Here is a 20,076-nt window from a genome sequence, read left to right on the forward strand (position 1 = left end):
ACGCGACGGTTCGGCTCTCCGAACCGCGACACCCCGATCAAACGGCTCGCGGCGCAATCGACTTCGACTGCGCTGCGGGCAGACAAGCACCACTCATACGGAGGCTTTCCCGTGAGCACCCTGAACATCCGCAAAGTCGCCGTGCTCGGCGCAGGCGTGATGGGCGCGCAGATCGCCGCGCACCTCATCAACGCGCGCGTGCCCGTGCTGCTCTTCGATCTTCCCGCGAAGGAAGGCCCGAAGAACGGCATCGCGCTCAAGGCCATCGAGAATCTGAAGAAGCTCTCGCCCGCGCCGCTCGGCATGAAGGACGACGCGCAGTACATCGAGCCCGCGAACTACGAAGACGACATCGCGCGTCTTGCGCAATGCGATCTCGTGATCGAAGCCATCGCCGAGCGCATGGACTGGAAGCACGACCTCTACAAGAAGGTCTCGCCGCACATCGCGCCGCACGCCATCTTCGCGAGCAATACCTCGGGCTTGTCGATCACCGAGTTGTCGCACGGTTTCTCCGATGAACTCAAGGCGCGTTTCTGCGGCGTGCACTTCTTCAATCCGCCGCGCTACATGCATCTGGTCGAACTCATTCCGACCGCATCGACCAAGCCGGAGATTCTCGACCAGCTCGAAACCTTTCTGACGAGCGCCATCGGCAAGGGCGTCGTGCGCGCCAAAGACACGCCGAACTTCATCGCGAATCGCGTGGGCGTGTTCTCGATTCTCGCGGTGATCGCCGAGAGCCAGAAGTTCGGCCTGCGTTTCGACGAAGTGGACGACCTGACCGGCGCGCGCCTCGGCCGCGCGAAGTCCGCGACGTTCCGCACGGCGGATGTCGTCGGTCTCGACACGATGGCGCACGTCATCAAGACGATGCAGGACAACTTGCCGGACGATCCGTTCTTCCCGGTCTACGCCACGCCGCCCGTGCTCGCCGAACTGGTGAAGAACGGCGCGCTCGGGCAGAAGACGGGCGCGGGTTTCTATCGCAAGGAAGGCAAGGCGATCAAGGTGCTCGACCCGCAGACGGCGCAATACGTCGAAGCGGGCGCGAAGACGGACGAACTCGTCGGCCGCATTCTGAAGCGCCCGCCCGCCGAGCGCCTCAAGCTCTTGCGCGAAACCGACAACAAGCAGGCGCAGTTCCTCTGGGCGATTTTCCGCGACGTGTTCCATTACATCGCGGTGCATCTGGAATCGATCGCGGATAACGCGCGCGATGTCGATCTCGCGATCCGCTGGGGCTTCGGATGGAACCAGGGCCCGTTCGAAAGCTGGCAGGCGGCGGGCTGGCAGCAAGTCGCGCAATGGGTGCAGGAAGACATCGAAGCCGGCAAGGCGCTCTCCAAAGCGCCGCTGCCCGCCTGGGTGCTCGACGGCCCCGTCGCCGAGAAGGGCGGCGTGCACACGAACGAAGGCTCGTGGTCGCCGCAGGCTCGCCGTTTCGTCGCGCGTTCGACGCTGCCGGTCTACCAGAAGCAAGTGTTCCGCGCGCCGCTCGTCGGTGAAAGCGGCGCCGACCCGAAGACCTTCGGCAAGACGCTCTTCGAAACCGACAGCGTGCGCGCCTGGCTCGACCGCGACGACGGCGACGACGGTGACGTGGTCATCGTCTCGTTCAAGACGAAGATGAACACCATCGGTCCCGGCGTGCTCGACGGCCTCACGCAAGCCATCGAACTCGCAGAGAAGGAGTATCGCGGCGTCGTGATCTGGCAGCCGACTTCGCTCACGCTCGGCGCGCCGGGCGGTCCGTTCTCGGCGGGCGCGAATCTCGAAGAGGCGATGCCCGCGTTCATGATGGGCGGCGCGAAGGGCATCGAGCCGTTCGTCAAGAAGTTCCAGGACAGCATGATGCGCGTGAAGTACGCGAACGTGCCGGTGGTCTGCGCGGTGTCGGGCATTGCGCTCGGCGGCGGCTGCGAACTGATGCTGCATTCGGCTAAGCGCGTCGCGCATGTCGAAAGCTATATCGGACTGGTGGAAGTGGGCGTGGGTCTCGTGCCGGCGGGCGGCGGGTTGAAGGAAGCCGCGTTGCGCGCGGCCGAAGCCGCGAGCGCCGTCAACGCGACGAGCGATCTGTTGAAGTTCCTGCAAAAGCCGTTCGAAAACGCGGCGATGGCGAAGGTCTCCGGCTCGGCGCTCGAAGCACGCGCGATGGGTTATCTGAAGCCCTCGGACACCATCGTCTTCAACGTCCACGAGTTGCTCGACATCGCGAAGAAGGAAGCGCGCGCGCTTGCGGATTCCGGCTACCGCGCGCCGCTGCGCGCGAAGCAGATTCCGGTCGCGGGCCGCTCGGCGCTGTCGACCATCAAGGCATCGCTCGTCAACATGCGCGACGGCCGCTTCATCAGCGATCACGACTTCCTGATTGCGAGCCGTATCGCGGAAGTGGTGTGCGGCGGCGACGTGGAAGGCGGCAGTCTCGTCGACGAGGAATGGCTGCTTGGGCTGGAGCGCCGCGCGTTCATCGAACTGCTCGGCACGCAAAAGACGCAGGAACGGATCATGGGCATGTTGCAGACCGGCAAGCCGGTTCGCAACTGAGCGCGCGGACTATCGGAGCTGGTTATGAGCAAACAATTGCAGGAAGCATATATCGTTGCCGCGAGCCGCACGCCGATCGGCAAGGCGCCGCGCGGCGTGTTCAGGAACACGCGCCCGGATGAGCTGCTCGTCCACGCGATCAGATCTGCGGTCGCGCAGGTGCCGGGGCTGGATACCGGCGTGATCGAAGACGCGATCGTCGGCTGCGCGATTCCCGAAGCCGAGCAGGGCCTGAACGTCGCGCGCATGGGCGCGCTGCTCGCCGGGCTGCCGCAGACGGTCGGCGGTGTCACGGTGAACCGCTTCTGCGCGTCGGGTCTCACCGCGCTCGCGATGGCGGCGGACCGCATTCGCGTCGGCGAGGCCGATGCGATTCTCGCGGGCGGTTGCGAGTCGATGAGCATGGTGCCGATGATGGGCAACAAGCCGTCGCTGTCGCCGCATATCTTCGAGCGCAGCGAGGACATCGGCATTGCATACGGCATGGGCCTCACCGCAGAGCGCGTCGCGGAACGCTGGAAAGTGAGCCGCGAGGCGCAGGACGCGTTCGCCGTGGAGTCGCATCGCAAGGCGCTGGCCGCGCAGCAGTCGGGCGAATTCGCCGATGAGATCACAGCCTACACGCTCGACGAACGCTTCCCGGACCTCGCATCCGGCGAAGTGCGCGTGAATGCGCGCGAGGTCGCGTTCGACGAAGGCCCGCGCGCGGACACGTCGCTCGACACGCTCGCGAAACTGCGCCCGGTGTTCGCCAACAAGGGATCGGTGACGGCGGGCAACAGCTCGCAGACGTCGGACGGCGCGGGCGCGCTGATCGTGGTGTCGGAGAAGATCCTGAAGCAGTTCAATCTGACGCCGCTTGCGCGCTTCGTGAGCTTTGCGGTGCGCGGCGTGCCGCCGGAAATCATGGGCATCGGGCCGAAGGAAGCGATTCCGGCCGCGCTGAAGAACGCGGGTCTGACGCAGGACGATCTCGACTGGATCGAACTGAACGAAGCGTTCGCGGCGCAATCGCTCGCGGTGATCAACGACCTCGGCCTCGACACGTCGAAGCTGAACCCGCTCGGCGGCGCGATCGCGCTCGGGCATCCGCTCGGCGCGACGGGCGCGATCCGTTCCGCGACGGTGATCCACGGCCTGCGCCGCCGCAATCTGAAGTACGGCATGGTGACGATGTGCGTCGGCACCGGCATGGGCGCAGCGGGCATTTTCGAGCGGATGTAATCGGGCGGCCCGCGGGCGCGGCTTCGCTCGCGGGCCAACAACAGGAGGAGACGCCGCATGGATATCGTCATCGAACGAGCGCAAGGCGTGTTGAGCATCGTCTTGAATCGCGCCGAGAAGAAGAACGCCATTACGGCGGCCATGTATCAGGAAATGGCCGACGGTCTGTACGAAGCGGAAAACGACCCGACGGTGCGCGCGGTTCTGCTGCGCGGCAACGGCGGCGCGTTCAGCGCGGGCAACGATCTGGAAGACTTCCTGAACGATCCGCCGAAGGGTCTCGACGCGCCCGTGTTCCAGTTCCTGCGACGCCTGAGCGGCATGCCGAAGCCTATCGTCGCGGCGGTGGCGGGCGTGGCGGTCGGCATCGGCACGACGATGCTTTCGCATTGCGATATCGTCTACGCCGCGAAGAACGCCAAGTTCTCGCTGCCGTTCGTGCAGCTCGGGCTGTGTCCGGAAGCGGCGTCGAGTCTGCTCTTGCCGCGCATCGCGGGTTATCAGCGGGCGGCGGAGAAGCTGCTGCTGGGCGAGGCGTTCGACGTGAATGAAGCGATCAGCATGGGCTTCGTCAACGGCGCGATCGATGCCGCAGAACTCGATGCGTATGCGTTCGAGCGAGCGAGACGGTTGGCGGCGCTGCCGGCGTCATCGCTCAAAACGACGAAGGCGCTGATGAAGAACGACCAACGCAACGAAGTTGCCGCGCGCATGGAAGAAGAGGCGGCGCATTTTTCGCGGATGCTTGCAGGGCCGGAGGCGCGCGAGGCGTTTGCCGCGTTTCTGGAGAAGCGGAAGGCGGATTTCAGCCGGTTTCAGTAATGCCGTGCCGCTGACGAAGCGGCCCGCAGCCAATGCCGTTCACGCGGAGACACGTTTCATGCGACTCAGACCGCTTCTTCTCGCAACGCTCGTCTGCGCGACCGTGCCCGCGTGGGCGGACTCGTCTTCGTGTTTGGACAAGGCGAGCACGCAAATGGCCATGGACGAGTGCGCGGGCCGCGAATTGAAAGCCGCCGATCAAAAGCTCAACGACACATACCGCACGCTGCTGTCGAAGGTGAGCAAAGACGGCGCGGAGCAATTGCGCAAGGCGCAGCGAGCGTGGATCGCATGGCGCGACGCGCAATGCACGTTCGACACCATGGGCACGCGCGGCGGAAGCATCAATTCGATGGAAAACGCCCTGTGCGTCGAAAAGCTGACGCAAGCCCAGACGGCGCATCTCGCTGCGCAGTTGCACTGCAAGGAAGGCGACGTGTCGTGCGGCGGTCAGTGAGCGCCGCCTTCACTCCAGCTCTTACTCCACCTCATACTCCACGAACCCCGCCTCCCGCGCAAAACTCACGAGCCGCAACCCCGCCTGCTTCGCGATGGCAATAGCGAGCGACGTCGGCGCGGAGATAGTCGCGACCATCGGCACGCCGACGCGCGCGGACTTGCGCACGAGTTCATAGCTCGCGCGGCTCGACAGAAACACGAAGCCTTGCGTCGTGTTCTCGCGCCGCAGCACGAGTTCTCCGATGAGCTTGTCCAGCGCGTTATGTCGGCCGACGTCTTCGAACGCGTACCGCACCGCGCCGGTTTCATCGCACCAAGCGGCGGCGTGCAGTCCGCCGGTGAGCTTCGTCAACCGCTGATGCGCCGGCAGTTCGCGAGCCGCCCGCTCGATGGCATCCGGCGCGACGCGCGCCAGAAAGCCCGTATCCGGCACGCGCTCCGGCTGAAGATCGAGCAAGTCGATGCTCTCGATGCCGCACACGCCGCAGCCGGTGCGCCCCGCGAGCGCGCGACGCTTGTCCTTCAGCGACGCGAATGCCTGCTGCACGACTTGCAGATGCACTTCGGCATGCGGCAGCGCGTGACCGTCGTCGCGGTAATAGACTTCGATGTCGTGAATATCGCTGCCACGCTCGACAATGCCTTCGGTCAACGAGAAGCCCACGGCGAACGCTTCGAGATCGCGCGGCGTGCACATCATCACCGCGTGCGAGATGCCGTTGTAGACCAGCGCAACGGGCCATTCCTGTCCGACGTTATCGTTTGCGACGGCGCTTTCTCCGCCGCGATGCCGCCGCACGCGCCGTTCGACATAGCCCGGCTGCTCTTCAGTTTCCAGTGGGTCCACCTTGTTCTCCCTACACTGCATGGTCCGGGTATAAGCATTGCTGACTCAACCTGCTGCTTGCACGGTTTCAGCCCAGTACCAAGCCCTACAATAACTTAAGCGGGCGATGCGCGCCGGCGCGCGCCCCTCACTCCAATGAGGCTACGCCATGGGACTTTACGATACCGCTCGTCTCTTCGGGTTCGAGGTCGAATCCTCGGACAATCTGCGCTTCATTCCGCTCTCGGTGCGCTTCAATCTCGACCGCTTCGGCATGCGCATCACGCTCGATCAATGGCAGATGCTTCCGTATGACGATCGCGTGCTGCTCGCGCGTTTTCCGGTCGAAGACGATATCGAACTGGAGAAGAACTTCGATCTCGCGCTCGAAGAAATGCTGAAGACGCACGCGAATGCCGCGCCGGAAAAGATCGAGCGCGACGCCGATCCGGTCTGGGCCCACGCCGACGCCGTGCCCGAAGCCGTCATCCGCCAGAGCAGCTTGGCGGGCCTGAGCGCGCCGAGCCTTTCGCGCTGGGCCGCGCTCGACCGATTTCAGCGTTACGCGCTCGCCAAGCTCTCGCGCAACACCGACAAACTCAATCACGACTTCCTGCCCGCCATGCGCGAATTCGGTCTGGCCGAATGAGCGTATGCGCGTCATGAGCGGCTGATTTTCACGGGCAGCCCTCAAGCCCGCGCAAAAGCTGCCGTTATCCGCGTTATCCATCAATCGCGGTGCGAGCCTGCCGGTTCGCGCCGCGCTTTTGCGTGGGCGCGCGCCGGGCATGACGCTCGCGGCGCGGCCACCGCAGCAAAGGAACCGCTTGCCGCTCATGACTCGTTTCCTCTCCGGGCGATTCCTCGTGAACGTCGCCGTCGTGCTGGCCGCGCTCGGCGCGAATGCATTCGTCGCGTGTCAGCGAATCGTCGATCTGCGCGCGACCAACGCGAGCACGCTCCGCTCGATGAGCCTGATGCGCGACCTCGCCGCGTATCGCGGGGCGCTCGGCGAGGCGCTCACGCAACTGAGCCGCTTCGAGGCGACGGGCATCGCCGAGCCGGCCGCGCAGCACGAAGCACGCGAGAAGCATCTCGACGCGCTCGAAAGCGGGCTGCGCGCGCAAATCGCAATGCAACCCGGCGCAGGCGACGCCTTCGATGCGCTCGCCGCGCGCGCCGCCGCGATGCGCTCCGACGCGAGTCTGGCCGACGAGCGCACGCGTCGCGCAAGCGCCGATGAATCGCGCGCCTGGGCCGACACCGCGTTCGTGCTGCTCTCCGAAGACCAGCAGGCGCTCGACGATGCGCTCGCCGCGCTGCGAGACCGCATCGACACGGCGACCACGGCGGCGCTCGACCGCTCCGCGCAGGCATCGGGCGGCGCGATGCTGCTGCTCGCGTTCACGATGCTGCTCGGCAGCGGCGCGCTCATCACGCTCTTCCTGACTCACGAGCGTTCGGCGCGCGAGAAGATCGGGCTCGCGCGGGCGAAGCATCGCAGCAACGAGCGTTTTCGCAGCATGTTCGAGGCGCATCCGGTGCCGATGTGGATCGTCGATCGCGAGACCATGCGCTTCGTCGCCGTGAACCCGGCGGCGCGCGAGCATTTCGGCTACTCGGAAGCCGAGTTCATGGAGATGACGCTGCGCGATCTGCACGTCGCCGACGACTTCGACCGTTTCGCCGCGCGGCTCGCGCGCAGCGAAGGCGAGACGGGCGAAGCGGGAGAGCGCGCGGCGCGCGGCCAGCGTTCGGGCGGCGTGTGGCGTTACCGGCGTCGCGATGGCGCGACCATCAGCGCGGACGTCTCGCATCACGCGCTCACGTATTCGAACCGGCCCGGCCTCTTCATGCTGGCGAACGACGTGACCGACCGCATCAACGCGGAAGCCGAGGCGCGCCGCTCGAACGAGATGCTAGAGACGATCATCGACAACATTCCGCAGCGCGTGTTCTGGAAGGACCGCGATCTGCGCTATCTCGGCTGCAACAACGCGTTCGCCCGCGACGCGGGGCTCGCGTACAACGAGCAGATCGTCGGCAAGACGGATTACGAACTGCCGTGGAGCGCCGCGGCCGACGTGATCCGCGCCGACGATCAGGAAGTGGTTCTGACCACCGTTCCGAAGATGCACCACGAGCACGACGTGCTCGTCGGCGACACGCTGCATACGGTCGTCATCAGCAAGCTGCCGCTGATGGACGGCGAAGGCGCGACGATCGGCGTGCTCGGCTCCTATCACGACGTAACCGACCGCAAGCGCGCCGAACTCGCGTTGCGTCTGCAAAGCCGCGCGCTGGATGCGAGCGTGAACGCCATTCTGATCACCGGCGTCGTGAACGGCGCGCACGTGATCGAGTATGCGAATCCGGCGTTCAAGCGCATCACGGGCTATGACCCGAGCGAAGTCATCGGCCGCGATTGCCGCTTCCTGCATGGCCCGGACGGCGAGCAGGAAGGCCTCACGTCCATTCGTCGCGCGCTCGCCGTGAACGCTGAAGCGAGCGTCGTGCTGCGCAACTATCGCAAGGACGGCGGGCTTTTCTGGAATCAGTTGTTCGTCGCGCCCGTGCCTAACGCGCAAGGGCACACGACGCATCACATCGGCATCATCAACGACGTGACGGACCTGATGAACTATCAGGAGCAGCTCGAATATCAGGCGAATTACGACACGCTCACGCGCCTGCCCAACCGCAACCTGCTGCGCGACCGCCTGCAACGTGCGATCGATGAGGCGCGGCGGCGCAACTCGCGGATCGCGGTCGTGTTCATGGACCTCGACGGCTTCAAGAACGTGAACGACAGCCTGGGACACAGCGTCGGCGACAGACTGCTCGCGGTGATCGGCGAGCGGCTCGCGCGCTCGGCGCGTTCGGGCGATACGGTGGCGCGTCATGGCGGCGACGAGTTCGTGATCGTGCTGCCGGATCTGGCCGACGAAGCCGCGCTCACCGCGTGGATGGAGCGCACGCGCGCGACGATCTCCGAGCCGATATGGCTCGATGAAACCGAGCTTTACGTCGGTTGCAGCATGGGCGCGAGCGTCTTCCCGCAAGACGGCGACGACGCCGAAACCGTGCTGAAGAAAGCCGATCTCGCGATGTATCGCGCGAAGGACATGGGCCGCAACACGTATCAGTTCTACCAGCCGGAGATGAACGCGAGCGTCGGCGCGCGGCTGGATATGGAGCGGCGACTGCGGCGCGGGCTGCGCGACGGCGAATTCCTGCTGCACTATCAGCCGCAAGTCGATATGGCGACGGGCGCGATCGTCGGCATCGAGGCGCTGGTGCGCTGGCGCGATCCGGAGCAAGGGCTCGTGTCGCCGGCCGCCTTCATTCCGGTCGCGGAAGAGTGCGGGCTGATCGGGCCGCTGTCGGAATGGGTGTTGCGCGAGGCGTGCCGTCAGAACAAGGCGTGGCAGGACGCCGGGCTGCCGCCCGCGCGCGTGTCGGTGAATCTGTCCGCGCGGCATTTCCAGCAGCGCGATATCGCGACGCTCGTCACGTCCGTGCTCGCCGAAACGGGGCTTGCGCCGCATTATCTGGAACTGGAACTGACCGAAAGCGCGATCATGCGCAACGCCGAGGACGCCGTGATGATGCTCTCCGAGCTATCGGCGCTCGGCATCGGCATTGCCATCGACGACTTCGGCACCGGTTATTCGAGCCTGTCGTATCTCAAGCGGTTTCCGGTGCATCGGCTGAAGATCGACCGCTCTTTCGTCGCGGATATCGGCTCGTCGGACGACGACGAAACGATCACCTCCGCGATCATCGCGCTCGCGCATTCGCTGGAATTGCAGGTGATCGCGGAAGGCGTCGAGACGCCGGCGCAGCACGAATTCCTGCGCGAGCGCGATTGCGACGAGATGCAGGGCTTTCTGTTCTCGCGTCCGATGCCGCAGGAAGCCATTCCCGGCTTGCTGCGGCACGGCGTGCTGGTGAACTGAGCGCGTTCAGTCGAGCGGAGGCAGGGCGCGCGGGCGGCGGTCGTGGTCGGTGGCGACATAGGTGAGCGTCGCTTCCGTCACCTTGACGACTTCCTCCGCGAGACTCATGCGCTGCGCGAAGACTTCGACGGAAATGGTGATCGACGTATTGCCGGTCTTCACGATATCCGCGTAGAAGCTCAACAGATCTCCAACGAATACCGGCTGCTTGAAGAGAAACGAATTGACCGCGATGGTCGCGACGCGGCCGTTCGCGCGCCGGCTCGCCGGGATGGAGCCGGCGATGTCGACTTGCGCCATGATCCACCCGCCGAAGACGTCGCCGTGCATGTTCGCGTCGGCGGGTTGCGGCACCACGCGCAGCGCGACGGGTTTCTGAGGTAGCTTGGAATCTTGCGGCATGAGAGGGTCCCGGTTGACGTCGTCGTTGCGTGCAGAGGGTGGCCGTGAGCGTGGCCCTGATCCTTCTGCGACAATGCATGAGTTATAAGAATAGGCCGAAGGATAGCCCGCCCCTTGGGCGCCCCGGCCTTCGGCAAATTGTACGGGAAGCACGCTCCCGCGTGCGCCCGCTTAAAGACTAGCAAAAGGCGTCCCCGCGCCGCGCGCGAAGCGCCTTCTCCACTCGAATACATGCGCCGCTATTCCAACACCGAGCCCGGTCCGGTCGCACAAGGTCCGCGCAACGACTGGCAGACGATCCGCTCGCTGCTGCCTTATCTCACCACTTACAAATGGCGCGTCGCATTCGCGCTGACGTGCCTGATCGGCGCGAAGGTCGCCAATCTCGGCGTGCCGATCGTGATGAAGCGCATCGTCGATAGCCTCGCCTCGGTGCAGCATCTCACTGCGCTCGGCCGCGCGCACGACGCGCCGGGCATCGTGCTCATCGGCGGCATCGGGCTGCTCGTGATCGCCTATGCGGGCGTGCGGCTGTCGACTTCGCTCTTCACGGAACTGCGCGAACTGCTCTTCGCCAAAGTGACCGAAAGCGCCGTGCGGCAACTCGCGCTGAAGGTGTTTCGCCATCTGCATTCGCTGTCGCTGCGCTTTCATCTGGAGCGGCAGACGGGCGGCATGTCGCGCGACATCGAGCGCGGCACGCGCGGCATTCAGCAACTCGTTTCGTATTCGCTGTACAGCATCTTGCCGACGCTCGTGGAGGTCGGGCTCGTGCTCGCGTTCTTCGTGACGAAGTACGAGGCGTATTACGCGATCGTCACGTTCATCGCGCTCTGCACGTATATCGCGTTCACGGTGAAAGTGACGGAGTGGCGCACGCACTATCGACGCACGATGAACGAGCTCGATTCGAAGGCCAATTCGCGCGCCATCGATTCGCTGCTCAACTACGAGACGGTGAAGTACTTCGGCAACGAAGAATGGGAAACGCGCCGCTACGACGAGAATCTGCAGCGTTACCGCGCAGCCGCGATCAAGTCGCAGCGGTCGCTTTCGATGCTGAACTTCGGGCAGCAGACGATCATCGGCCTCGGGCTCGTGTTCATTCTCTGGCGCGCGACGCAGGGCGTGATGGCGGGGCGGCTCACGCTGGGCGATCTCGTGCTCATAAACACGTTCATGTTGCAGCTGTATATTCCGCTGAATTTTCTCGGCGTGGTGTATCGCGAGTTGAAGCAGGCGCTGACCGATATGGACCGCATGTTCACGCTGCTCGGCGCGGGCCGCGAAGTGCCGGATGCGCCCAATGCCCCGCCGCTCGAAGTGACAGGCGGCGAGGTGCGTTTCGAGAACGTGAGCTTCTCGTATGAAGCCGCGCGGCAGATTCTGCATAACGTCGATTTCACCATCGCGGCGGGCACGACGACCGCTGTCGTCGGCCATAGCGGCTCGGGCAAATCCACGCTCGGGCGGCTGCTCTTCCGCTTCTACGATCTGGACCGCGCGACGGGCGGGCGCATCGTCATCGACGGGCAGGACATTCGCGATGTGACGCAGGATTCGCTGCGCGCGTCCATCGGCATCGTGCCGCAGGACACCGTGCTCTTCAATGATTCGATCTACTACAACATCGCGTATGGACGGCCTTCCGCGAGCCGCGAGGAAGTGATGGCGGCGGCGCGCGCAGCACATATCCACGACTTCATCGAGGCGTTGCCCGCGGGTTACGACACGACTGTCGGCGAGCGCGGACTGAAGCTGTCGGGCGGCGAGAAGCAGCGCGTGGCGATTGCGCGCACGCTGTTGAAGAACCCGCCGATCCTCATCTTCGACGAAGCGACATCCGCGCTGGATTCGAAGTCGGAGCGCGCCATTCAGCGCGAACTCGATTCCATCGCCCGCGAGCGGACGACGCTCATCATTGCGCACCGGCTCTCGACGGTCGTGCATGCCGAGCAGATCATCGTGATGGATCATGGGCGCGTGGTCGAGCGCGGCACGCATGCGGAGTTGCTCCGGGCGGGCGGACTCTTTGCGCAGATGTGGGCTTTGCAGCAGCAGCGGACGGTCGAGCCTGCCGTCGAACGGGACGATGCGGCGAAGGTTTGAAGGAAGATTCTGAAAGTCGCGGTCGAACGGACCGCGGCTATCCGAGGCTGATATATAGTCTCGCTGAATTAATTAGGCGTACTGTGGAACAAGCATGGAAAGTTTAAGCATTTGGCACTGGCTGATCGTTATCTTCTTTTGCGTGGTGACCATCTACCCGTACGTGCGCATTGTGAAGCGCACCGGACACTCCGGCTGGTGGGTGCTCACCGGACTGCTGCCCATCGTGAACCTGGTCATGCTGTGGGTCTTCGCCTTCGCGCGCTGGCCGGCAATCGAAAGCGATCGCCGGCCATGAATTGCCGCATCACTCCATCGCGTGTGCGCCGTTGATCGCAACGGCGTCGTGTCCTTGCGAGGACGTTGGCGACCACCGCAGCCATTGCGAACGCAGCAGGAATAGCGCGCCGAATGCGCAGGTCGCGAGCACGCCGAACGTCGCGAATCCCATCTGATAGCTGCCGGTGCTTTCCTTCGCGATGCCCATGATCACCGGCAGATAGAAGCCGCCGATGCCGCCCGCCGCGCCGACGATGCCGGACAGCAGCCCGGTCTTTCCCTTCCAGCGATGCGGCACGAGCTGGAACGTCGAGCCGTTGCCGAGCCCGAACGCGATGTACAGGCACACGAGCAGGCCGAGCCCGCCCGCGACCGGCGGCATCCAGATGGCGAACGCGAAGTCGGCTGCGGCGATAACGGCGAGTAGCACAAGCAGCGCCCGCACGCCGGTCACGCGATCCGCGACATAGCCGCCGAACGGCCGCACGATTGCGCCGAGAAACGCGAGCAGCGACATGAAGAGCCCGGCTTCGAGCTTCGGCATCTGATAGAGCGACGTCAGCAGCAGCGTCACATACGAGGACATGCCGACGAAGCCGCCGAACGTGATGCTGTAGATGAGCATGATGACCCACGTATCGCGTTCGCCCAGCACCGAACGATAGCGGCGCGGCAGCACGGCAATGGCGATGAGCGCGCCGAGCACCGGCAGCAGCAGGACGCCCGTGCGTCCCGCGCCGAACACGCCGCCGTGCACCGCGAGCACGAGCACGACGAGGCTCACGAGCGTCACCGCGAAGCTGGCGAGCGCGCGCAACGTGCTGCCGGTCTTTTCGCCCGCATCCGACGCCCATGCGAACAGCGCGGCAGCCGTGATCGCAAGGAGCGGCAGCGCGGCGGCGGTCGATGCCTTCCAGCCGAAGGCATCGGCCAGATGCGGGAACATGAAGCCGTCGAGCACCGCGCCGATGTTGCCGGCGGCGGCGAGGCCCAGCACGAGCCCTTGCACCTTCGGCGGATAGTTGCTACCGGCCATCGGCAAGGCGACGGCGAAGCTCGCGCCGCCCATGCCGAGGAACACGCCGAGCACGAGCAAGAGCGCATACGACGGCACGCCGGGAACGAGCGGCAGCACGATCGACGGAATCGACGAGAGCAACACGCCCATGAGCGCGACGCGGCGGCCATCGGTCGATTGATACAGATTGCCGAGCGTCACGCGCAGGATCGCGGCGGCCAGCACCGGCACCGCGACGAGAAAGCCCTGTTGCGCCGCCGACATCGTGATGTCGCGCCCGATGAACGGCGCAAGCGGCCCATACAGCACCCAGACGGTGAAGCCCGTATCGAAGTAGAGGAAGCAGGCGAGAAGCGAGCGCCAGTTGCCGCTCTTGAGCGATGCAATGAGATTGGACATGAGTGTTCCGGGTGGGGCGCTGTCGCGCTTATGGCGTTGTGTTCGCGGCGGCCCGGATTTTTGCAAGCATCATGCCAATTTGTGTCGATGCCGCGCGCGTCAATGCGGGCGCGGCTCAGCGCGGGCAGGACAAGCGAGCGCGCCAAGAGAAATGCCGCACCGCGCCCGTGCGCCATGCGTGCGCGTGGTGCGGGAAGCCTTCGCTTGATACATCGGACACAGCCGCGCCCGCTAAAATGCCTGCTTCCCGCATCCGGCGCGGCACGGCGCGACTCCAGCATGGAACTCAAATGGCTCGAAGACTTCGTTTCACTCGCGGAGACGCGCAGCTTCAGCCGCTCGGCCGAGCTTCGCCATATCACGCAGCCTGCGTTCTCGCGGCGCATCCAGGCGCTCGAAGCGTGGCTCGGCACTGAACTGATCGACCGTTCCGTCTATCCGACGCGGCTCACGCAAGCCGGACAGGTGTTCTACGAGCAGGCGCTCGCGATGCTCTCGCAGTTCCACGAAGCGCGCACGCTGTTGCGCGGGCAGGGCGGCGCGCCGGCGGCGACCATCGAATTCGCGGTGCCGCACACGCTCTCGCTCACCTACTTCCCGCGCTGGCTGCAGCATATCGAGGCGCGGCTCGGACGCATCCGCACGCGGCTGCGCGCGCTCAACGTGCACGACGCAGTGCTCTCGCTCGTCGAAGGCGGCTGCGATCTCGTGATGGGCTATCACCATCCGAGCCATCCGGTCGCGCTCGATCCCGCCCGCTACGACATGCTGACGCTCGGCCTCGAACCGATCAGCCCGTTCTCCGCGCCGAACAAGGCAGGACGCGCGCGCTATACGCTGCCCGCCAGCGCCGATGCGCCCGTGCCGTATCTCTCGTACACGCCCAACGCTTACCTCGGCCGCATGACCGAGGTGATCATCGCGACGGCGCCCGCGCGTCTGCATCTCGACAAAGTGTATGAAACGGATATGGCGGAAGGCCTCAAGGCGATGGCGCTCGCGGGGCACGGCGTCGCGTTTCTGCCGCATAGTGCAGTGGAGGATGCGGTCGAGGAAGGGCGGCTCATCCGGCTCGACCGGGGAACGCGCGGCACGCCCGCGGGTCAGTTCACGTTGACGATGGAGATCCGCCTCTATCGCGACAAGATGGCTTCGCAAGGCGACGATCCGCGCCAGGCGCTCGTCCGTGCGCTATGGGACGCAGTCGGTGAAGAACTGCTGAAGGCATCGGCGGAAACGCCCGCCGCGTAAGGCTTCCGGAGGTTATGCAAGAAACGCATGATCGGATAAGGAAACGGCATTGGATTTGGAAACGCCGTTTTTCGACAATTGACGTATTCCACAAACCGCTGGAGCATCAATGTCCTCTCCGAAGCTTGACCATGCCATTCCCTCGTATTTGCACGCCGACGATCTCGGCCCGTGGGGGAACTATCTGCGGCAGGTCGATCGCGTGGCGCCGTACCTCGGCTCTCTTTCGCGCTGGCTCGAAACCCTCAAGCGTCCGAAGCGCATTCTGATCGTCGATTGCCCGATCGAGCTGGATAACGGCACGGTCGCGCACTTCGAAGGCTATCGCGTGCAGCACAACACGTCGCGCGGTCCCGGCAAGGGCGGCGTGCGGTATCACCAGGACGTGACGCTTTCGGAAGTCATGGCGCTGTCCGCATGGATGTCGGTGAAGAACGCGGCGGTGAACGTGCCGTACGGCGGCGCGAAGGGCGGCATCCGCGTCGATCCGCGCACGCTGTCGCGTGGCGAACTGGAGCGCGTGACGCGCCGCTACACGAGCGAGATCGGCATCATCATCGGGCCGAACACGGACATTCCCGCGCCGGACGTGAACACGAACGAGCAGATCATGGCGTGGATGATGGACACCTACTCCATGAACCAGGGCCAGACGGCAACGGGCGTCGTGACCGGCAAGCCGATCTCGCTTGGCGGTTCGCTCGGCCGCAAGGAAGCGACGGGGCGCGGCGTGTTCGTCGTCGGCACCGAAGCGGCGCGGCGCGTCGGGCTGGAGATCGAAGGCGCGCGCATCGCGGTGCAGGGCTTCGGCAACGTCGGCGGCATCGCGGCGCGTCTCTTCGAAGAAGCGGGCGCGCGCGTGATCGCGGTGCAGGATCACACCGGCACGCTCTATAACTCGAAGGGCATCAACACGGTGGCGCTCGCCGAGCACGTCGCGAAGAACGGCGGCGTCGGCGGTTTCGCGGGCGCGGACCCTGTCTCGAAGGACGAGTTCTGGACCATCGAAAGCGACATCCTGATCCCGGCCGCGCTCGAAGGGCAGATCACCGAGCAGAATGCGCCGAAGATCAAGACGAAGATCATCGTCGAAGGCGCGAACGGGCCGACGACGACCGCAGCCGACGACATCCTCCACGACAAGGGCGTGCTCGTCATTCCGGACGTCGTGGCGAACGCGGGCGGCGTGACGGTTTCGTACTTCGAGTGGGTGCAGGACTTCTCCAGCTTCTTCTGGACCGAAGACGAGATCAACCAGCGCCTCGAGCGCGTGATGCGCGAAGCGTTCGCGGCGGTCTGGCAAGTGGCGAGCGAGCAGCAGGTTTCGGTGCGCACGGCGGCGTTTATCGTCGCGTGTACGCGCATTTTGATGGCGCGCGAAATGCGCGGCCTGTACCCTTGATCGCATGCTAAGGCGCGTTCATCGCAAGCGCGGCGAGGCGCGGCGTTGCAGCCGCGCCACCTCCCCATGAAAGTGGCGGCGTTCCCTCGGGACGCCGCCACTTTTTTTATCGAATTCAAGTAATATGCGCGCCTACGCGGAGTTGCACTGGGTTGCACTCAACCGTCTCTAAAATAAGACGAACTGCGGTTAACAATCATTCTTTCAGATTGATTACCCTGCTAAACTTGGCCCGGTTTTTCGCCACAGGAGATCGAACACATGAAGGTTAAAAAGGCTGCGCTGCTCGTCGCCGCGCTGGGAATTTTCGCCACGGGCGCATACGCCCAGGACGCGGGCACGCTCAAGAAAATCAAGGATACGGGTGTCATCTCGCTGGGGCATCGCGAATCGTCCATTCCGTTCTCGTACTATGACGACAAGCAGAATGTCGTCGGCTACTCGAACGAATTCGCGCTGAAGGTCGTCGAGGCGGTCAAGCAAAAGCTCAACATGCCGAACCTGAAGGTGAAGCTGACGCCGGTGACGTCGCAGAACCGCATTCCGCTCGTGCAGAACGGCACCGTCGATATCGAATGCGGTTCGACCACGAACAACGCCGAGCGCCAGCAGCAAGCGGCTTTCTCGAACACGATTTTCGTGATCGGCACGCGTCTCATGACCAAGAAGGATTCCGGCGTGAAGGACTGGGCCGACCTGAAGGGCAAGACCGTCGTGACGACTGCCGGCACCACGTCCGAGCGCCTGCTTCGCAAGATGAATCAGGAAAAGAACATGGGCATGAACATCATCAGCGCGAAGGACCACGGCGAGTCGTTCCTGACGCTGTCGACCGGCCGCGCGGTCGCGTTCATGATGGACGATGCGCTGCTCGCCGGCGAGCGCGCGAAGTCGAACAACCCGGGCGATTTCGTGATCGTCGGCGCGCCGCAATCGCATGAAGCGTACGGCTGCATGATGCGCAAGAACGACCCCGAGTTCAAGAAGGTGGTCGACGACGCGATCGCGAAGGTCGAGACGTCGGGCGAAGCCGACAAGATCTACAAGAAGTGGTTCGAAAGCCCGATTCCTCCGAAGGGGCTCAACCTGAACTTCCCGGAAAGCGAAGACATGAAGGCTCTGTTCAAGAGCCCGAATGACAAGGCAATCGACTAACCGGTTCGGGTAAAGAACGAACGAGACGGAAGGAGCCTTGCTTCTTCCGTTTCTTTTTGGAGTGAGTCCATGTCTTATCACTGGAACTGGGGCGTTCTGCTGAGTCCGGTTTCCACCGGCGAGCCCACCACGTATCTCGGCTGGCTGATCTCAGGCTTCTGGGTGACGATTACCGTGTCGCTCGCGGCATGGGTCATCGCGCTCGTGGTCGGCTCGTTGTTCGGCATCTTGCGCACGGTCCCGAATCGCACGCTGGCGGGCATCGGCACCGTCTATGTCGCGATCTTCCGCAATATTCCGCTGATCGTGCAGTTCTTCATCTGGTATCTCGTGATACCGGAGTTGCTGCCGGCTTCCATCGGCAACTGGTTCAAGCAACTGCCGCCTTCCGCGCAGTTCTTTTCGTCGTCGATCATCTGTCTCGGGCTCTTCACCGGCGCGCGCGTGTGCGAACAGGTGCGCTCGGGCATCAACGCGTTGCCGCGCGGACAGCGCAACGCCGGCCTCGCGATGGGCTTCACGCAATGGCAGACGTATCGCTACGTGCTGATGCCGGTGGCGTATCGCATCATCGTGCCGCCGCTCACGTCGGAATTTCTGAACGTGTTCAAGAATTCGGCGGTGGCCTCGACCATCGGTCTGCTCGATCTGTCGGCCCAGGCGCGTCAGCTCGTGGACTACACGGCGCAGACCTATGAATCGTTCATCGCGGTGACGCTCGCGTATATGCTCATCAACCTCATCGTGATGCTGCTCATGCGCTGGATCGAAGCGAAAACGCGGCTGCCTGGCTACATCGGAGGCAAGTAATGCATCAGTTCAACTGGAGTGGCGTCATCGGCTCGCTGCCTACGCTGTGGACGGGCGCCATCATCACGCTGCAGATCACGCTGCTCGCCATCGTGATCGGCATCGTGTGGGGGACGGTCATCGCGCTGTTCCGGCTCTCGGGCATCAAGCCGCTGCAATGGTTCGCGGGCGCCTACGTCACGCTGTTCCGCTCCATCCCGCTCGTGATGGTGCTGCTGTGGTTCTTCCTGATCGTGCCGCAGGTGCTGCAGAACGTGCTCGGGCTGTCGGCGGATATCGACATTCGCCTTGCATCGGCGATGGTCGCGTTCTCGCTGTTCGAAGCCGCGTACTATTCGGAAATCATCCGCGCCGGCATTCAGGCGGTGCCGCGCGGGCAGGTCAACGCGGCGTTCGCGCTCGGCATGACCTACGGCCAGGCGATGAAGCTCGTCGTGCTGCCGCAGGCCTTCCGCGCGATGGTGCCGCTTCTGCTCACGCAGGCGATCGTGCTCTTTCAGGACACGTCGCTCGTCTATGTGATCAGTCTCGCGGACTTCTTCCGCACCGCGACGAACATCGGCGACCGCGACGGCACGACCGTCGAAATGGTGCTGTTCGCCGGGGCATGTTATTTCGCGGTGTGCGTGGTGGCGTCGGCGCTCGTCAAAAGTCTTCAGAAAAAGGTCGCAAGATGATCTCTATCAAGAATGTTTCGAAGTGGTACGGGCAGTTCCAGGTGCTCACCGACTGCACGACCGAAGTGAAGAAGGGCGAAGTCGTCGTGGTGTGCGGCCCGTCGGGGTCGGGCAAGTCGACGCTCATCAAGACCGTCAACGGCCTGGAGCCGTTCCAGAAGGGCGAGATCAGCATCAACGGCCAGTCGCTCACGGACAAGAAGACGAATCTGTCGAAGCTGCGCTCGAAGGTCGGCATGGTGTTCCAGCACTTCGAGCTGTTTCCGCATCTGTCGATCGTGCAGAACCTGACGCTCGCGCAGATTAAGGTGCTCGGCCGCTCGAACGACGAAGCGACGCAGAAGGGCCTGAAGCTGCTGGATCGCGTCGGCTTGCGCGCGCACGCGGACAAGTATCCCGGCCAGTTGTCGGGCGGTCAGCAGCAGCGCGTGGCGATTGCGCGCGCGCTTTCGATGGACCCGATCGCGATGCTCTTCGACGAGCCGACTTCCGCGCTCGATCCGGAGATGATCAACGAAGTGCTCGACGTGATGGTGGAGCTCGCGCAGGAAGGCATGACCATGATGTGCGTGACGCACGAAATGGGCTTTGCGAAGAAGGTCGCGCATCGCGTGATCTTCATGGACCGTGGCTTGATCGTGGAGGACGACCAGAAGGACGCGTTCTTCGCGAACCCGAAGTCGGACCGCGCGAAGGACTTCCTCGCGAAGATCCTGCACTGAGCTTTCGCAACG

The 20,076-nt window shown here is 64.2% G+C and carries 17 protein-coding genes; 14 read left to right on the forward strand and 3 right to left on the reverse strand.

Annotated features, from left to right (window positions below; genetic code table 11):
- Window positions 1-111: 111 nt before the first annotated feature.
- Genes LDZ26_RS01440 through LDZ26_RS01455 form a run of 4 tightly spaced genes read left to right on the forward strand, consistent with a single transcriptional unit; the run spans window position 112 to window position 5,053 of the window.
- A complete protein-coding gene (locus tag LDZ26_RS01440) occupies window positions 112-2,550 on the forward strand; it encodes a 3-hydroxyacyl-CoA dehydrogenase/enoyl-CoA hydratase family protein (protein ID WP_244847861.1) in 2,439 nt (812 codons plus the stop codon).
- Window positions 2,551-2,574: 24 nt separating this feature from the next.
- Window positions 2,575-3,774, forward strand: coding sequence for an acetyl-CoA C-acyltransferase (locus LDZ26_RS01445; protein ID WP_244847862.1), 1,200 nt, complete (start codon window positions 2,575-2,577; stop codon window positions 3,772-3,774).
- A 57-nt stretch (window positions 3,775-3,831) separates the two neighbouring features.
- Window positions 3,832-4,596 carry an enoyl-CoA hydratase gene (locus LDZ26_RS01450; RefSeq protein WP_244847863.1) on the forward strand — a complete coding sequence of 255 codons (765 nt, stop codon included), beginning with the start codon at window positions 3,832-3,834 and terminating at the stop codon, window positions 4,594-4,596.
- 58 nt (window positions 4,597-4,654) lie between these two features.
- Complete coding sequence (locus tag LDZ26_RS01455) at window positions 4,655-5,053, forward strand: lysozyme inhibitor LprI family protein (RefSeq protein WP_244847864.1); 399 nt, start codon at window positions 4,655-4,657, stop codon at window positions 5,051-5,053.
- Between the two features lie 21 nt (window positions 5,054-5,074).
- Here LDZ26_RS01455 and fdhD read toward each other — a convergent pair whose 3' ends face one another.
- Entirely contained in the window at window positions 5,075-5,902 is an 828-nt protein-coding gene (fdhD, locus tag LDZ26_RS01460) for a formate dehydrogenase accessory sulfurtransferase FdhD (RefSeq protein WP_244847865.1), read from the reverse strand.
- A gap of 148 nt (window positions 5,903-6,050) precedes the next feature.
- Between fdhD and LDZ26_RS01465 the strand changes: the two genes are divergently transcribed.
- Window positions 6,051-6,530: a nitrate reductase associated protein gene (locus LDZ26_RS01465; protein ID WP_206467491.1), complete on the forward strand. Its 480-nt coding sequence runs from the start codon at window positions 6,051-6,053 to the stop codon at window positions 6,528-6,530.
- A gap of 187 nt (window positions 6,531-6,717) precedes the next feature.
- Window positions 6,718-9,840 carry an EAL domain-containing protein gene (locus LDZ26_RS01470; RefSeq protein ID WP_244847866.1) on the forward strand — a complete coding sequence of 1,041 codons (3,123 nt, stop codon included), beginning with the start codon at window positions 6,718-6,720 and terminating at the stop codon, window positions 9,838-9,840.
- A gap of 6 nt (window positions 9,841-9,846) precedes the next feature.
- Here the strand turns inward: LDZ26_RS01470 and LDZ26_RS01475 are convergent, their stop codons facing one another.
- Entirely contained in the window at window positions 9,847-10,242 is a 396-nt protein-coding gene (locus LDZ26_RS01475; protein WP_244847867.1) for an acyl-CoA thioesterase, read from the reverse strand.
- Window positions 10,243-10,473: 231 nt separating this feature from the next.
- On the opposite strand from LDZ26_RS01475, the gene LDZ26_RS01480 reads away from it, so the two are divergent.
- Both LDZ26_RS01480 and LDZ26_RS01485 read left to right on the forward strand, forming a co-directional pair.
- Window positions 10,474-12,351 (forward strand): ABC transporter ATP-binding protein/permease, encoded by a 1,878-nt coding sequence (locus tag LDZ26_RS01480; RefSeq protein WP_244847868.1) that lies wholly within the window; start codon window positions 10,474-10,476, stop codon window positions 12,349-12,351.
- Between the two features lie 94 nt (window positions 12,352-12,445).
- Window positions 12,446-12,649, forward strand: a complete 204-nt coding sequence (locus tag LDZ26_RS01485) for a hypothetical protein (protein ID WP_244847869.1) — start codon at window positions 12,446-12,448, stop codon at window positions 12,647-12,649.
- Between the two features lie 9 nt (window positions 12,650-12,658).
- Here LDZ26_RS01485 and LDZ26_RS01490 read toward each other — a convergent pair whose 3' ends face one another.
- Window positions 12,659-14,047, reverse strand: a complete 1,389-nt coding sequence (locus LDZ26_RS01490; RefSeq protein ID WP_244847870.1) for an MFS transporter — start codon at window positions 14,045-14,047, stop codon at window positions 12,659-12,661.
- A 279-nt stretch (window positions 14,048-14,326) separates the two neighbouring features.
- Between LDZ26_RS01490 and LDZ26_RS01495 the strand changes: the two genes are divergently transcribed.
- The 6 genes from LDZ26_RS01495 to LDZ26_RS01520 all read left to right on the forward strand — a co-directional run bounded on the left by LDZ26_RS01495 (window position 14,327) and on the right by LDZ26_RS01520 (window position 20,064).
- Window positions 14,327-15,298, forward strand: a complete 972-nt coding sequence (locus tag LDZ26_RS01495) for a LysR substrate-binding domain-containing protein (protein ID WP_206467495.1) — start codon at window positions 14,327-14,329, stop codon at window positions 15,296-15,298.
- Between the two features lie 109 nt (window positions 15,299-15,407).
- Window positions 15,408-16,700 (forward strand): Glu/Leu/Phe/Val dehydrogenase, encoded by a 1,293-nt coding sequence (locus LDZ26_RS01500; protein ID WP_244847871.1) that lies wholly within the window; start codon window positions 15,408-15,410, stop codon window positions 16,698-16,700.
- A gap of 261 nt (window positions 16,701-16,961) precedes the next feature.
- On the forward strand, window positions 16,962-17,855 hold the full coding sequence (locus LDZ26_RS01505) for a glutamate/aspartate ABC transporter substrate-binding protein (RefSeq protein WP_206467496.1): 894 nt from the start codon (window positions 16,962-16,964) through the stop codon (window positions 17,853-17,855).
- Between the two features lie 69 nt (window positions 17,856-17,924).
- A complete protein-coding gene (locus LDZ26_RS01510) occupies window positions 17,925-18,665 on the forward strand; it encodes an amino acid ABC transporter permease (RefSeq protein ID WP_206467497.1) in 741 nt (246 codons plus the stop codon).
- A complete protein-coding gene (gltK, locus tag LDZ26_RS01515) occupies window positions 18,665-19,342 on the forward strand; it encodes a glutamate/aspartate ABC transporter permease GltK (protein ID WP_244847872.1) in 678 nt (225 codons plus the stop codon). Before LDZ26_RS01510 ends, gltK begins: the two co-directional genes overlap by 1 nt.
- A complete protein-coding gene (locus LDZ26_RS01520; RefSeq protein WP_244847873.1) occupies window positions 19,339-20,064 on the forward strand; it encodes an amino acid ABC transporter ATP-binding protein in 726 nt (241 codons plus the stop codon). Before gltK ends, LDZ26_RS01520 begins: the two co-directional genes overlap by 4 nt.
- Window positions 20,065-20,076: the final 12 nt, after the last annotated feature.

It is taken from the genome of Caballeronia sp. SL2Y3 (assembly GCF_022879575.1).
Lineage (GTDB): Bacteria > Pseudomonadota > Gammaproteobacteria > Burkholderiales > Burkholderiaceae > Caballeronia.

Excerpts from the sequence above, each read along its gene's own strand:
- LDZ26_RS01445 (WP_244847862.1), top strand. The coding sequence starts at position 2,575 with ATGAGCAAACAATTGCAGGAAGCATATATCGTTGCCGCGAGCCGCACG.
- LDZ26_RS01450 (WP_244847863.1), top strand. The coding sequence starts at position 3,832 with ATGGATATCGTCATCGAACGAGCGCAAGGCGTGTTGAGCATCGTCTTG.
- LDZ26_RS01455 (WP_244847864.1), top strand. The coding sequence starts at position 4,655 with ATGCGACTCAGACCGCTTCTTCTCGCAACGCTCGTCTGCGCGACCGTG.
- LDZ26_RS01465 (WP_206467491.1), top strand. The coding sequence starts at position 6,051 with ATGGGACTTTACGATACCGCTCGTCTCTTCGGGTTCGAGGTCGAATCC.
- LDZ26_RS01470 (WP_244847866.1), top strand. The coding sequence starts at position 6,718 with ATGACTCGTTTCCTCTCCGGGCGATTCCTCGTGAACGTCGCCGTCGTG.
- LDZ26_RS01475 (WP_244847867.1), bottom strand. The coding sequence starts at position 10,242 with ATGCCGCAAGATTCCAAGCTACCTCAGAAACCCGTCGCGCTGCGCGTG.
- LDZ26_RS01480 (WP_244847868.1), top strand. The coding sequence starts at position 10,474 with ATGCGCCGCTATTCCAACACCGAGCCCGGTCCGGTCGCACAAGGTCCG.
- LDZ26_RS01485 (WP_244847869.1), top strand. The coding sequence starts at position 12,446 with ATGGAAAGTTTAAGCATTTGGCACTGGCTGATCGTTATCTTCTTTTGC.
- LDZ26_RS01490 (WP_244847870.1), bottom strand. The coding sequence starts at position 14,047 with ATGTCCAATCTCATTGCATCGCTCAAGAGCGGCAACTGGCGCTCGCTT.
- LDZ26_RS01495 (WP_206467495.1), top strand. The coding sequence starts at position 14,327 with ATGGAACTCAAATGGCTCGAAGACTTCGTTTCACTCGCGGAGACGCGC.
- LDZ26_RS01500 (WP_244847871.1), top strand. The coding sequence starts at position 15,408 with ATGTCCTCTCCGAAGCTTGACCATGCCATTCCCTCGTATTTGCACGCC.
- LDZ26_RS01505 (WP_206467496.1), top strand. The coding sequence starts at position 16,962 with ATGAAGGTTAAAAAGGCTGCGCTGCTCGTCGCCGCGCTGGGAATTTTC.
- LDZ26_RS01510 (WP_206467497.1), top strand. The coding sequence starts at position 17,925 with ATGTCTTATCACTGGAACTGGGGCGTTCTGCTGAGTCCGGTTTCCACC.
- gltK (WP_244847872.1), top strand. The coding sequence starts at position 18,665 with ATGCATCAGTTCAACTGGAGTGGCGTCATCGGCTCGCTGCCTACGCTG.
- LDZ26_RS01520 (WP_244847873.1), top strand. The coding sequence starts at position 19,339 with ATGATCTCTATCAAGAATGTTTCGAAGTGGTACGGGCAGTTCCAGGTG.